Consider the following 12,508-nt stretch of genomic DNA (forward strand, 5'->3'; position numbering starts at 1 on the left):
TTCCTATCCAATTTCAAAATAAATGTATATAAAATACTCCTGACCTTAAGCTCACATTTACAATTCGTCCACGTTGATTTAATATTCGCATGAATAGGAAAAAAAACAAGCTATACTTCGGGAGCTACCTGCTTAGATGTGAATGTACTGGATGGCTAAGATATAAACAACTTTGGGTATAAAGATCAACTTTTCTTCAAGATTCCTTTTCGCACGCCTTCATCAATCAAGCTTTCGGCATATTCCCATAATACGGGCGAGCCATCCCTGATCACACTTTTTTTGGCGTATACCTTACTATAATTTACGCCAGGTTCATTCCAGGTGCCGCCATTGTTGGAACTATTCTGTAACAGCGGTTCTAACCGGTCCATTGCACGGGCAAACTGCGCTTCGCGGGTCTCTCCAGCTTCAAACTCCTTCCAGATAGCTATCAGTTCTTCTGCCTGAGGCTCCGGTAAAAGCCCGAATATTCTATTGGCAGCCAAACGCTCCGCCTCGGTATTACAGTGTGCTTTTTGGGTATCATAGATAAAGGTATCGCCAGCATCGATTTCAACAATATCATGGATCAAAACCATTTTAACCACTTTCAATAAATCTACCGATTCCTCAGCATATTCAAATAAAACAATAGCCATTAATGCCAAATGCCAGCTATGTTCAGCATCGTTCTCACAACGGTCACTATTGAAAAGCCTGGTCTTTCGCTGAATATATTTCAGTTTGTCGATCTCCTTGATAAAATCAATCTGTTTCAACAATTTTTCGGGTGTCATAGTGAATATATTTTAGTACCGATAATATACAAAGGTAGTGCTTTTAGAATCCCCACCCGTTATTAAATACCATTGAAAAAGCAGCAATTTCTATAACCTATTTTATTGACATCCGCAGGACAAATCCATAGCCATAGATCAGCCGTGATTTATTAAATTTGATAAACATCAAATCTCGTCCTGACGCATGAAGAAAATAGGTTTTTTATCTTTTGGACATTGGTCCAAACATCCCGCTTACAGTACCCAAACGGCAAGTGACACGTTACTTCAGTCAATTGATCTGGCTGTGGCGGCAGAAGAAATAGGCATTGACGGAGCATATTTTCGTGTACATCATTTTGCCAATCAGTTAGCTTCGCCCTTTCCTTTATTGTCGGCCATTGGAGCGAAGACGAAGACGATTGAGATAGGTACCGGCGTCATTGATATGCGTTATGAGAATCCACTCTATATGGTGGAGGATGCCGGAGCTGCCGATTTAATTTCGGGAGGCCGATTACAACTTGGGATCAGTAGAGGATCGCCCGAGCAGGTAATTGATGGTTGGCGTTATTTCGGTTACGACCTCGCTGAGGGCGAAACCGATGCTGATATGGGCCGTAGGAAAGCATTGGAATTTCTGGACAAACTCAAGGGAGTAGGTTTTGCCGAACCCAACCCCTACCCGATGTTTCCGAACCCTCCGGGCCTACTGAGGCTAGAACCATATGCCCAAGGATTGCGCGACCGCATCTGGTGGGGTGCAGCATCGAATGCGACAGCTGTATGGGCTGCGCAAAACAGGATGCACTTACAAAGTTCGACTTTAAAATACGATGAAAGCGGAAAGCCTTTTCATATCCAACAGGCTGAACAAATACGCTTATATAAAGATGCCTGGAAAGAAGCAGGCCATCCCGGAGAGCCGAGAGTGTCAGTCAGTAGGTCAATCTTTGCATTGGTCAACGATTTAGATAGGTATTATTTTGGACAGGAAGCGGATCGGGCTGACAAGATCGGGTTCATTGAAGCCGACAAACGTGCTATTTTCGGCCGGAGTTACGCGGCAGAACCTGATCAGCTCATCAAAGAACTGGCCATGGACGAAGCTATACAGGAAGCCGATACAGTACTCCTGACAATTCCAAATACATTAGGTGTAGATTACAACGTACATGTACTTTCTGCTATTTTGGAACATGTCGCACCTGAATTAGGTTGGCGCTAGATATCCGCTATTGATGATAAACAATATTCGTTACAAAACCAAGATAGCAATAATCGGTGCAGGGCAAGCCGGGCTCTCTTCTGCCTATCATTTAAAAAAATTGGGGCTGGAGATCAGTCGGGATTTTATTATTCTGGATGAAGCCCCTGCTCCAGGGGGTGCCTGGCAATTTCGCTGGTCTTCGCTGACACTAAGTACGGTCAACAAAATCCATGACCTTCCGGGTATGTCCTTTGAAGAGACATTGGCAAATGATGAAACGGAGGTACAGGCAAATATAGCTGTTCCCCATTATTTTGACCGCTACGAAAAAAAATATGGGTTACAGGTTTATCGCCCACTCAAAGTAGACAAGGTTTCATCCCATGGTCAACGTTTTCACATAGATACCGCTAAAACGTTATTTTCTGCTGCGGGCATCATCAACGCAACAGGAACCTGGGATAACCCTTATATTCCATTTTATCCTGGGGCATCATTATTTCAAGGCGAACAACTCCATACAAAAGATTTTAAAACAGCGGATTATTTCAGAGGGAAACACGTTATTATAGTCGGTGGCGGCATATCTGCTATCCAATTGTTGGACCAAATCTCAAAAGTGACAACAACAACATGGGTCACACGACGTCCGCCAGTATTTCGTGAAGGACCTTTTGATGATATGGCGGGCCACAATGCTGTGGCTATGGTAGAGGAACGCGTGAGACAAGGCTTACCACCTCGCTCGGTAGTTTCTGTCACAGGGCTACCTTATTCATCAGAAATCCAGGCGATGGAAAAAAGAGGGGTACTCACCCGATTTCCAATGTTCAGTGAAATCACTAAAACTGGCGTAAAGTGGGAAGACGGCAAGGAGGAAAAGGCAGATATCATTCTTTGGAACACGGGATTCAAAAGCGCTCTGGCGCACTTAGATCCAGTACTGCCCAAAGAGGAAAATGGAGGGATATTAATGGGTGGCAGACTGGCCACGATGGTCGCCAAGGATCCCCGAATTCATCTGGTTGGTTATGGTCCCTCCGCTTCTACAATTGGGGCCAACCGCGCAGGAGCTGCAGCAGCCAGGGAACTTGTAAAAACATTAAACCTGCTGTAATGTTATAGGGCATACTAATGATAACCATGTTATAAAAGAATGAATAAAAGAGACAAGGACAAAATAATGGGATCAGACTGTCTGTAAAAATAGCAGGGTCATGCTTATGTCTTCAATTTTAAAGAAGATTTACCTATATTTAAGTTTATCTAGCATTTTACCATAAATACCACCAATGCAGGTGCAAAACATTATCCCGGATCAGCCCGTTGCATTATTTGTTAAGAATATTATGGTATTCGAAAACAAAGACGATGTAGAGACAGCCATTCCATTTTTTGCGGACGGATATCCCGGACTAATGTTCCATCAAACCGAAAAAGGCCTTACCATTCAACCTTATGGTAAAAAAATGCCCATAATGTTTTTATATGGTCAAACGATAAAGCCTATTGCCATCGAAGTTGATGGTCCTTTCAAAATCGTTATTTTCCAATTCTATCCCTTCGTATTGCGCGCTTTCTGGGGAATAAATCCTCAAGATATCAATGACAGCTGCTATGATCTAGATGATAAGAAAAAAATAAGTGAACTCGTTAAAGAAATATTGTCATCCCCTACCATCCAAGAAAAGATAGCCATCATATCCAGGTTACTTATCGGTTATTTCGAGCAAAAAGGAAGCAAGCTGGATTTTTCAATAAGAGGGGTAATTCAATGTATTATTGATAAAAAGGGCGCTGTATCCATCCATGAGATCGCTAAAAAAGAAAATCTGCATATCCGGACACTCGAAAGAAGATTTCTCAAAGAAACCGGAATCTCCGCAAAACAATTTGCGAAAATAGTTCAATTTCAAACTTCGCTCACCCAATTGACCACCCATGATTTTGGCAATATAAATGAAATTGTCTATGCTAATGGGTTCTCCGACCAATCACATTTTATCCGCGTTTTCAAAGCTTTCACAGGATTGACACCCAATACATTCAGCAAACAATAAAATTGTCGTTTTTATTCTATTTTGAAAGCCCGCTAATCGCGAATTTTAACCGAATAAAATCATAACAGTTTAAATTCATATCGATGAAACTACAAGAAATCATCTTAACAGCCGCTGTAATCACATCGGCATTAATATCGGGACTTTTTTTTGCATATACATTTTCCGTCAATCTTGGCCTTCATAAATTAGATGACAAGGGTTATCTGCTAGCGATGCAGCATATCAACAGAGAAATTTTAAATCCGGTATTTTATTGTTGTTTTATGGGAGCACCCTTATTATTAATTGCATCCTCTGTTATGTATTTCGATTTATCTTCCCCAAAATTCTATTTGATCGCAGCTGCATGTGCAAGTTATATTATTGGCGTATTTGTCATTACCGCTGCAAAGAATGTGCCGCTGAACAATCAATTGGACAGATTTAATATCACAGCTGCAACCTCTGAAACAATACATCGGATGCGCGTTCTGATTGAGAAGCCTTGGGTATTCTGGAATAATATGCGAACGCTGTTCTCCTTCCTGACGTTAGTTTGTTTAATTGTCAGCCTTATATTTTTTAAATCCAAAGATTAATAGTGGCGTGTGAAACATTTTTCTTCACTACCGTTCACAAGTACATTTTCACTTTTAAGGGGCTGCTCAATCAATGTAGTCCGCTTTTCTTCCCCAACTTATCTGTCCGGCTTCAACCTCTTCAGATTATAGCTTCCGGTATCGTCATTCCGGATAAAAGTCCCACAGCTAAACGTCATATAAAATACGAAAAAGGCAGAAGCGTCTACGAATTTAAATTCATTGATAGCGGATTTAAATCGGCCGGAAAATGCAACTTATTCTATTGTACTTTTATAAAAAATAAGAAGCAAAGATTAGGATAAAATCATCTTAAGTATAAACTGATCAAAAAAATTCCAATGAAAACAAAAAAAATAGTCCCGGCCCTATTAGTTGCCGCCCTAGGTTTAACGTCATTATCATCCTGTAATGGAACATCTGTAGACACGATAAAAGCAATGGAATCGAACTACGATAATCAGAATAAGACTATCGAGTTAACCGGTGAATTTGATGCCCCCTCTTTTACTTTCTCTTCCGGCAAGTCAAAGACCATGTCGATGCATTTTGTTGTGAAACCGCATGCCTTCAGTTCCGAGGAATTTACGGCATTCAGTGTAATATTGCCTGTGGGGACAGAAAAAAACAGTGTCCTATTAGAACTACCGGAAGACCAGAAAAACTATACCTTAAAAAATTTCTACGTCATTGATAAAAATGGAGAAAAAATCAATCTCGATACACATACCACCTTTAAAATGAAGGGAACCGTACATTACAGTGAATTAGATAAACCGGAAGCTGAACAGGACAAAAGTAATTTCTCTTATAAAATAACTGATGTCAGCTTTGAAAAAGACTAAAAAATCATTCTATAAGCGCGTGCACATTACTCAATAAAAACTAAAAATATGATTAATATTCAACTCGGAGACAGCTTCTCCTTTGGATGGGTAATTATTGGATTTGCCCTTATCATGGCTCTAGGAATTTACATTGCTTACAGAAAACAACAGGTGATCAAAATAAAGTATGTCATTGCTGTTATCATAATGCTTATTGTAGGTATCAAATGGCTTTTTGAAAATTAAAAAATTGTGTTCCTCGGAAGCATTTTTTTAGAAGAAGATAACAAAAGATCCCATAAATAGATAAGAGCACTTTAACACTTGAATAAATTTAAATTTGTAAATTTATTCAAGTGTTAACATTCTAATCGATGGGAATTGATGCCATTGTCAGCTATAAGTTTATTATGAAATTTATTTTCACCTTTGTTGTCTTTTTCATGCTGCTTGCTGTGTCCGCTCAAGATCGACCACAGCTTATTCCGTTCAAATCGGACGGTAAATTGGGATTGATGAATGTATCCAAAATGAAACTTGTCTACCCTGATTCTTTACGGGATGGCTCCAGCAGGTATGATGTCATTGAAGATTTCCGTAATTATATTATCCAAAAAAATGAGGCGGAAGACTGCGTCGTTGATGCTTACTCAGGGCAGGAACAGCTTTCCGGACATTTTGATCGGGTATGTGGGCGTTTAAAGATCAACAAAGACAGTTATTATCACTTTGACGTTGATGGAAACTCTGTTCTCGTAAAACAGGGAAGCGCTCCAATAAAACTATCAACCCTTTACCAACAAATTGAACCCAATCAGGATGGCTGGAACAATGAAAGCTTAGATGGAAAGCAGTATATCTGGGCGCTGAAAACGGATGAAACCTATGATGTATTAAGTGCGGACAACAACTTTGACCGTATAAATTCCCTACCAAATTTCGAAAGTTTTGATCTCGTATATCGGATAAATGAAGATGCCCCGGTAACTCTGGTGGGATTTGTTTTGGGGAGCAAAAATGCGATCCAACGTGTTTTTGGACAGAAGTATGGTATTCCCGAATCCGATCAAATGGTTGAAATCTATGATATCCATTTTAAAAAATTAGGCACAACAGCTTACCAAGCTGTTGCAATCAAACAATTATTCCATTATGAGATTGAACTACAGGGCAGTATGATGCCGCCACCAAACTTAGAAAACCAGATCATCATCCCTCAAAATGAAACAATTGTACTGAACAACGAATTCAGCTTAGTACCTAAAAAAGATGATCCGACACAATTGATACTTATTAATACACTAAAAGGGAACACTCCAGTCTTGGGAGATGCCCACTTCGACTACAGGTACATCAGTACACCTCAAAATTTGAAAGCACTCCTACAGATAAGACATGCCGAAACCGGAACTTTCTTTTATTTTGATTTTAATGGGCTGTATTTCCCAAAAGGAATCCCTTTAATCCCTGAGAATTATCGAAAATGGAACTGATAAATCAAAAAATTAGCTCTTAATAAAGGCTCCACAAAATACAATCATAAAAACACCGCTTTTTAAAAATGATTACTTTGGTTTTAATATTAAGCGCAATATTCGCGATAGTGGCTTTCCTTGTCACCGAAGAAAATGCGGACTCGTCACTTTCCGGCTATAATACACTCTCAACAGCAGAAAAACAGCAATTCAATATCAAGGGGTTTATTCCATTTTTTAAAAAATTCCATCTTGTGCTGGCCCTCTCCTATCTGGTGACTGCTCTCCTGCTTATTTTAGCCATCAGTCCATATTGGGCAAAGATTTTTATCGTAACTTACCCTTTACTTGCTTATCTATTTTTTATTTGGAAAGCGAACAGCTTCTTCATAAAAAGAAATAAAAAGCAGCATATCCGCTCCATTATTGTTGTATGTCTTCTTTTTATTGCGCTTTTAGTGATTATGATCCTGTTTAATAAAAACTGATACTCTAATTGCTTTATACCGTTTTGATAACATAGGAAGTATCCAAAAACTATTTTTATTTTTATAGGATTATTATAGATTGCATGGACAAGCGCTCAGAACATATACAGCAATGGATTGATACCTATAGTGATATACTGCTCAATAGTGCGCTTTTTTTGCTATCTGACCGTCAGGATGCGGAAGATATTGTCCAAAATGTATTTATATCAGCATTCGAATCATACCACTCTTTTCAGAACCGGAGCAGTGTAAAGACTTGGCTAATGGCTATTCTCAAAAATAAAGTCGCGGAGTTTTATCGTAAAAAATACCGACAAACAGGCAAGATCTCTTTAGATCAATATTTTGATTCTGATGGGTCATGGAAATATGATGATATTCTGCAAGACTGGGATGACAAAGACGGTAATCTACTTGATAATCGGGATTTTAACCGTGTAATGAACGAGTGTATGGATAAGTTGCCTGTAAAATGGCTTATCCCTGTAAAGCTCTATTATTTAGAAGAAAAAAAAGCGGATCATGTGTGTCAGGAAACCGGCATTACGACAACTAATCTCTGGAAGATCCTCCAACGAAGCCGAATGCAACTCCGGGACTGTCTGGAACTTAACTGGTTTAATATTTCATGATCTCGTAAGCAATGATAAGACAACTCATCCATGTATTGGTAATGCCCTGTAAGCAAGCAACACTGCTTATTGAACAGCGAAATGCTGATGTGATTCCATTTTTCCAAAAAATACGCTTAAGGATACATCTTAGAATTTGTAAGTGGTGCCGTGCATATAACCGCAAAGTACAGACAATGGAGCGCATGATGAAAAAGATGTTCACACAAGATGCTCCTGAAAAATTCAACAAAGATGAACTACAGCTCTTTAAAGACAAATTAAAAAACAAGCTAAAATAACAAGACTTTTTTGTCAGGATTTTGATGTACCTGCTACTAAGAGGAAAACAGTAAGTACAAATTAAATTTTAGAAAATGCGTCTTATTACTCAATCAGAAAATGCTCCATCACCATCGTTGCCATGGGGCTTTTACATTTCCACATTTGGCATTGTCTTCATTCTTCTATGGCTTGGGATTTTTAAATTTACGCCCACCGAAGCGCTGGCCATAAAGCCACTGATTATGCATCATCCACTCTCTTCCTGGTTATACAGATTATTGAGTGTACAAGCTGTCTCCAATATAGTCGGTATTGTCGAGATCGCTGTTGCCCTGTTCATCTTGCTGGGTTTAAAATTTAAACAGTTAAGACGATACGCTGGAATTGGGGTATGTATTATTTTTATAATGACTTTAAGTTATCTCTTTACAACTCCAAATATGATTAAATATGTGGACGGAATTCCTGTGACGGACTTCTTTATCCTTAAGGATATACTATTTCTTGGATTTGGAATCAATTTACTGCAATCGGCTAAAAAATAAAAAATCATGAAAATTATATGGACCATCACTGTGCTTGCGTTGTTAGGCCTGGCACTGGTAAAAATCGGCTTTTCCCAAGGTGAGGAAAAAGCCTCAGTTCCAAAAAGGAGCGCAGCCTCCAATGGTCAAACCAGGGAAATTTACTTTGCTGGAGGCTGCTTTTGGGGAACAGAGCACTACTTCAAACAAATAAGGGGTGTAGTCGCCACCGAAGTTGGCTATGCAAACGGAAATCTGGCCAAACCATCCTATGAACAGGTATCAGCAGGCAATACTGGCTTTGTTGAAGCTGTAAAAGTTCATTACGATCCTGAAATAATTGATTTGAAACTGTTAATAGATTTATACTTTAAAACGATTGACCCAACAAGCCTGGATAAACAGGGTAATGATATCGGTACACAATATCGAACCGGAATTTATTTTACAAAGAAAGAAGATGAAGTAACAATCCGGGAAGAGATTGAACAGCTTGCGAAGAACTATAGCGCCAAACTTGTTGTAGAAATTGGCCCGCTACGTAATTTCTATGCTGCTGAAAATTATCATCAAAATTATCTAGCGAAAAACCCTCAGGGTTACTGCCATATTCCGGCTGACCTATTTGAGAAAGCTCGCCAAGCAAACCCACAACCAACGAAATACAGGAAAGTCGACAAGAAAATCCTGAAAAAGGAGCTGACTCCGTTACAATATGACGTCACTCAAAACAACGCTACGGAAAGGGCTTTTGACAATGCTTATTGGAATGAATTTAGGGAGGGCATTTATGTTGATATTACCACTGGCGAACCCTTATTTATTTCTACCGATAAATTTGAGTCTGATTGTGGATGGCCGAGCTTCTCTAAACCGATCAGTGACCGTTTAATTGCAGAGAAAAAAGATAATTCTTTTGGTATGAATAGAACCGAAGTGAGAAGCAAAACCGGTGACGCTCATCTAGGTCATGTTTTTAATGACGGCCCCACAGAACAAGGAGGACTGCGCTATTGTATCAACAGTGCTTCGCTACGTTTTATTCCCAAAGATCAGATGAAAGCACAGGGGTATGAGCGATTTATCCCTTTGCTACAGAGCAAAAGCAATGCAACGAAATAAGGGAACATTTTAAATCCCAAACTAATCGACCGTGACTATGAAAGAGTAGAGCTGGGCAAATCTATCCCCGGACAGCATAGATTTATTGTTTTGGCAGCTACATTTAAACTCAAAAAGCCAGGTTGAAAAACCTGGCCTTAAAAATAAACATATGATGGATTAGTAAATGGCAGCTTTGGCAACAACCGATCCTGATTAGGTGATTCCAGAACTTTTTTCTGTCCTGCTCCATGCGCACTTTTTATAGCATAGATCCAAAGAAGTTGAAAGCAATGAACATGTAAGAATAATGAGCAACCACTGTTCTTTATGTATACCTATCTGTAACAGCGCTTATTATATATACTATTGACGCTAAGACAGCGTACATCAAACATGTTCATTTACTTTCAACTCGATTCAAATATAGTAAATAAAACTAATTAAATTAGTTTTATTTACTATATTTTTTAGTGTAAAACTTAACAAGCTAGGGACCATGGGTTTTATTTTTTCAGGATGGGGTAAGACCTCTTTATCATTTCAACGTATTGAAAAAGAAAAAGCATTGGTCGGCCACAACGAGGGTCGATGAATGGCCCCAATGCAGGAGCAATTGGAATCTGCTCTTTTAATAAGACCTGTTTTAATGGGACAACAAGGTTTCATTAACCTTGGATCATTTAAAGGCTGTCGTCGAAGGCATTTTTCTAGCTTCCTACAATTTTATAAGGAGCGACTGATATCTACTACATTAAAGATCTGATCTACATCATCCAGACTTACTTCGAAGTCGGGATAAGTAGCTTTGTCTGTGTTGAGGGAACGTAATGTAAGGATCCCATTGGCGACATCATGATGTGCAATTTCCTTAATAATCACCCCTTCATATCGATGTACGACAACCCAATATCTATATTTATGGGTATGAAATTTTGACTGCCACAATTCTCGTTTAATCAACCTTCCGGTAACGATGTCGCCATCAAGGATACTGGCGTCAGTCCCATCTGTCATACTATCCCCACTAACTTCAAAAGAACGGTATGCTCCTTTGTGAAATTCATTCACAGTAATAAAATGGGCTGGTAAATCATCCATATATTCCGCATCCGAAAATCCCGAAAGATAACCAGCTTTTGCTTTCTCTGTTACGAGCTTCGTCTGCATCAAATAACGTCCGGGGGAAACCTCAAAAAAAATATTGTTCTTATTTTCGTCTATAAATTTAACGTCATTGGAAAAATATCCAATAGATCTTCCATTCCCTACATGCACCATGGAGACCGTATCGGACTGAATAACGGCACCAGGCTGATTCCGCTCTCCCTTCCCATAAAGCAACCAATCGTATTGAACATAAGGAAAAGCATTTTGAATCCGGGTTTTCATTGTAAGCCCGATCGGATATTCGCCTTTTTTAATACGCGAATACACTTGCTCCCGCACCCCCAATAAACCAGCAAATTCCCGATTGGTGATTCCCATTTCCAAGCGTAAAACCTCAAAATTATTATCCGGATAAGTTTCCATGTTTTTATAGGTATTTTAACAAATGTTACACTAATCCATAACATTCTGACACTAAGTTACACAAGATATTAAACCTAAACAAATAAATAAATCATATAAAATCATTAACTACTCATTATCAAGTAATTAATATTAAACAAATAAGTTTAACAAATTACAATTACAACAATTTGCTTAGTAAAAATAATATTAAAACACTTGAAAGATTAACAAATTTGTTTAACTTTGTTTAACAATCGATACTGCTATTTATAGCTTATCATCGGAAAATCTTCAAAAGAAAAATAAGCCATCCATGAGGTTGAATAACTAGTAGCGAAAAGACAGAAGAAAAAAATATTTACAATTAAAAAGGACATCACAATGGAACGTTTTATCACAACAAATTTGCAGCTAAACAGGTCAACAGGATTGCACCATGAACATATGAGGAAACATGGTACTACCTCCGAAGAAATCCAAAGCAGGGAACTGATGACAATCCTGATGCAACAAGAAAATTTAACAACGATTGCAAATCAACGAAATGACAAGATCAATGCCCAGCGTATGAACACATTATATTATTCTTTCATTATCAGCTTCTTAAGAGAGAACCATCCTGAAATATTGAGATCAATTGATAAAATATATGAACCTGATCTTTCCAAGATAAGCCAGGTTATCGACTCTTATTGTGAATTTAAGGGCATTCCTCCACAACAAATTATGGGTGAATATATCAACTACAAAGATATACAGCATCGTTATAAGGCAATCGCGGTTGTCCTGCGAATTTTCCAGCCTGAAAAACTTGACAATCTAAAGACGAAGGTAAAAAGTATGATATATAAAGAACTGGGGCCATATTTAAAGATAAATAGCGATACATTGCAAAAGTCCATCATCTGCGCATGCAACCAATTTGACATGTATAAAGATTTTAAGAAGGATATCAAACAAGCGACAAATTATTATTTTATTAATAAACGTTTCAATGATAAATAGAGTTGTTTTTTCAAGAATTATACCGATCATAAAACAGACTCGCCTCATGTTTTCTTTGATCG

Annotated in this window: 15 protein-coding genes and 1 pseudogene; 14 read left to right on the forward strand and 2 right to left on the reverse strand. The window is 38.5% G+C overall.

The genetic code is table 11. From position 1 onward, the window contains the following. Nucleotides 1–185: 185 nt before the first annotated feature. Nucleotides 186–779, reverse strand: coding sequence for an HD domain-containing protein (locus tag ABDW32_RS19330; RefSeq protein ID WP_343565372.1), 594 nt, complete (start codon nucleotides 777–779; stop codon nucleotides 186–188). Between the two features lie 187 nt (nucleotides 780–966). Here ABDW32_RS19330 and ABDW32_RS19335 point away from each other — a divergent pair, with 187 nt between their 5' ends. The 13 genes and pseudogenes from ABDW32_RS19335 to msrB all read left to right on the forward strand — a co-directional run bounded on the left by ABDW32_RS19335 (nucleotide 967) and on the right by msrB (nucleotide 9,947). Further along, nucleotides 967–1,989 carry an LLM class flavin-dependent oxidoreductase gene (locus ABDW32_RS19335; RefSeq protein ID WP_343565374.1) on the forward strand — a complete coding sequence of 341 codons (1,023 nt, stop codon included), beginning with the start codon at nucleotides 967–969 and terminating at the stop codon, nucleotides 1,987–1,989. A gap of 13 nt (nucleotides 1,990–2,002) precedes the next feature. Continuing rightward, on the forward strand, nucleotides 2,003–3,088 hold the full coding sequence (locus ABDW32_RS19340) for an NAD(P)-binding domain-containing protein (RefSeq protein WP_343565376.1): 1,086 nt from the start codon (nucleotides 2,003–2,005) through the stop codon (nucleotides 3,086–3,088). Between the two features lie 175 nt (nucleotides 3,089–3,263). Then, nucleotides 3,264–4,031: a helix-turn-helix domain-containing protein gene (locus tag ABDW32_RS19345; RefSeq protein ID WP_343565378.1), complete on the forward strand. Its 768-nt coding sequence runs from the start codon at nucleotides 3,264–3,266 to the stop codon at nucleotides 4,029–4,031. 83 nt (nucleotides 4,032–4,114) lie between these two features. Further along, nucleotides 4,115–4,612, forward strand: a complete 498-nt coding sequence (locus tag ABDW32_RS19350) for an anthrone oxygenase family protein (RefSeq protein ID WP_343565380.1) — start codon at nucleotides 4,115–4,117, stop codon at nucleotides 4,610–4,612. 341 nt (nucleotides 4,613–4,953) lie between these two features. Beyond that, a complete protein-coding gene (locus tag ABDW32_RS19355) occupies nucleotides 4,954–5,457 on the forward strand; it encodes a hypothetical protein (RefSeq protein ID WP_343565382.1) in 504 nt (167 codons plus the stop codon). Nucleotides 5,458–5,505: 48 nt separating this feature from the next. After that, complete coding sequence (locus tag ABDW32_RS19360) at nucleotides 5,506–5,685, forward strand: LPXTG cell wall anchor domain-containing protein (protein WP_077438591.1); 180 nt, start codon at nucleotides 5,506–5,508, stop codon at nucleotides 5,683–5,685. Nucleotides 5,686–5,849: 164 nt separating this feature from the next. Then, the gene (locus ABDW32_RS19365) at nucleotides 5,850–6,932 is read left to right on the forward strand and encodes a hypothetical protein (protein ID WP_343565385.1); all 1,083 of its coding nucleotides are present in this window, start codon (nucleotides 5,850–5,852) and stop codon (nucleotides 6,930–6,932) included. Between the two features lie 77 nt (nucleotides 6,933–7,009). Then, nucleotides 7,010–7,402, forward strand: a complete 393-nt coding sequence (locus tag ABDW32_RS19370; protein ID WP_343565387.1) for a DUF3784 domain-containing protein — start codon at nucleotides 7,010–7,012, stop codon at nucleotides 7,400–7,402. An 83-nt stretch (nucleotides 7,403–7,485) separates the two neighbouring features. Further along, nucleotides 7,486–8,037, forward strand: a complete 552-nt coding sequence (locus tag ABDW32_RS19375) for a sigma-70 family RNA polymerase sigma factor (RefSeq protein WP_343565388.1) — start codon at nucleotides 7,486–7,488, stop codon at nucleotides 8,035–8,037. An 11-nt stretch (nucleotides 8,038–8,048) separates the two neighbouring features. Then, nucleotides 8,049–8,318 (forward strand): hypothetical protein, encoded by a 270-nt coding sequence (locus ABDW32_RS19380; protein WP_343565389.1) that lies wholly within the window; start codon nucleotides 8,049–8,051, stop codon nucleotides 8,316–8,318. 75 nt (nucleotides 8,319–8,393) lie between these two features. After that, on the forward strand, nucleotides 8,394–8,846 hold the full coding sequence (locus ABDW32_RS19385) for a DUF417 family protein (protein WP_343565390.1): 453 nt from the start codon (nucleotides 8,394–8,396) through the stop codon (nucleotides 8,844–8,846). A 6-nt stretch (nucleotides 8,847–8,852) separates the two neighbouring features. Continuing rightward, nucleotides 8,853–9,422 (forward strand): annotated as a pseudogene (gene msrA / locus ABDW32_RS19390) (peptide-methionine (S)-S-oxide reductase MsrA); the annotation flags it as partial. A gap of 87 nt (nucleotides 9,423–9,509) precedes the next feature. Continuing rightward, nucleotides 9,510–9,947, forward strand: coding sequence for a peptide-methionine (R)-S-oxide reductase MsrB (gene msrB / locus ABDW32_RS19395; protein ID WP_343565665.1), 438 nt, complete (start codon nucleotides 9,510–9,512; stop codon nucleotides 9,945–9,947). Nucleotides 9,948–10,652: 705 nt separating this feature from the next. On the opposite strand, the gene ABDW32_RS19400 is transcribed toward msrB, so the two are convergent. Beyond that, a complete protein-coding gene (locus ABDW32_RS19400) occupies nucleotides 10,653–11,459 on the reverse strand; it encodes a LexA family transcriptional regulator (protein ID WP_343565392.1) in 807 nt (268 codons plus the stop codon). Between the two features lie 363 nt (nucleotides 11,460–11,822). On the opposite strand from ABDW32_RS19400, the gene ABDW32_RS19405 reads away from it, so the two are divergent. After that, a complete protein-coding gene (locus tag ABDW32_RS19405) occupies nucleotides 11,823–12,446 on the forward strand; it encodes a hypothetical protein (RefSeq protein ID WP_343565394.1) in 624 nt (207 codons plus the stop codon). The last annotated feature ends 62 nt before the right edge of the window (nucleotides 12,447–12,508 follow it).

It is taken from the genome of Sphingobacterium sp., from assembly GCF_039596235.1.
In the GTDB taxonomy this organism is placed as follows: Bacteria; Bacteroidota; Bacteroidia; order Sphingobacteriales; family Sphingobacteriaceae; genus Sphingobacterium.